The 1085-nt window shown below is 50.1% G+C and carries 2 tRNA genes and 2 rRNA genes; all 4 read right to left on the bottom strand.

Annotation, left to right across the window (positions count from 1 at the left end):
- Nucleotides 1–484, bottom strand: a 23S ribosomal RNA gene (locus MKR05_RS26875); the annotation flags it as partial.
- 165 nt (nucleotides 485–649) lie between these two features.
- Nucleotides 650–725: transfer RNA gene (locus MKR05_RS26870), tRNA-Ala, on the bottom strand.
- A 106-nt stretch (nucleotides 726–831) separates the two neighbouring features.
- Nucleotides 832–908 (bottom strand) — tRNA-Ile (locus tag MKR05_RS26865).
- A 70-nt stretch (nucleotides 909–978) separates the two neighbouring features.
- Nucleotides 979–1085: ribosomal RNA gene (locus MKR05_RS26860) — 16S ribosomal RNA — on the bottom strand; the annotation flags it as partial.

Genomic DNA, 1085 nt, shown 5'->3' with positions numbered 1-1085 from the left:
GTTCTTTTCGCCTTTCCCTCACGGTACTGGTTCACTATCGGTCAGTCAGGAGTATTTAGCCTTGGAGGATGGTCCCCCCATATTCAGACAGGATACCACGTGTCCCGCCCTACTCTTCGAGTTCACAGCCTGTGCATTTTGGTGTACGGGACTATCACCCTGTACCGTCGGACTTTCCAGACCGTTCCACTAACACACAAGCTGATTCAGACTCTGGGCTGCTCCCCGTTCGCTCGCCGCTACTGGGGGAATCTCGGTTGATTTCTTTTCCTCGGGGTACTTAGATGTTTCAGTTCCCCCGGTTCGCCTCGTTAACCTATGTATTCAGTTAACGATAGTGCAACGAATTGCACTGGGTTTCCCCATTCGGACATCGCCGGCTGTAACGGTTCATATCACCTTACCGACGCTTTTCGCAGATTAGCACGTCCTTCATCGCCTCTGACTGCCAGGGCATCCACCGTGTACGCTTAGTCGCTTAACCTCACAACCCGAAGATGTCTTCAGATTGCGAAAATTTGAGAGACTCGAACACACTTAAACAGTGTGTCGTTTCAATTTTCAGCTTGATCCAGATTTTTAAAGAGCAAAACTTCGCAGTGCACCTTTTCAGGTTCACTCTGAAGTTTTCTTGTGTTCGCAGTAAAGATGGTGGAGCTATGCGGGATCGAACCGCAGACCTCCTGCGTGCAAAGCAGGCGCTCTCCCAGCTGAGCTATAGCCCCATCGGTGTTATCTCTGTACCGGTAATTTTTCCTGAGACAAGGCGTGGTGAAGCGAAGCATACTGAAGTATGCGAGCTTTGCCACAACGCAGTATTCAGGGAAAATTTGGTAGGCCTGAGTGGACTTGAACCACCGACCTCACCCTTATCAGGGGTGCGCTCTAACCACCTGAGCTACAAGCCTGCAGAGATTATTTACTGCTCTATTTCATCAGACAATCTGTGTGAGCACTGCAAAGGCAGGTTCTTTAAGGTAAGGAGGTGATCCAACCGCAGGTTCCCCTACGGTTACCTTGTTACGACTTCACCCCAGTCATGAATCACAAAGTGGTAAGCGCCCTCCCGAAGGTTAAGCTACCTA

Source organism: Klebsiella sp. K5-204, assembly GCF_030128585.1.
Lineage (GTDB): Bacteria > Pseudomonadota > Gammaproteobacteria > Enterobacterales > Enterobacteriaceae > Klebsiella > Klebsiella quasipneumoniae.
The sequence above is the reverse complement of the archived record's forward strand: the minus strand, read 5'-3'. Positions and strand labels throughout refer to the sequence as shown.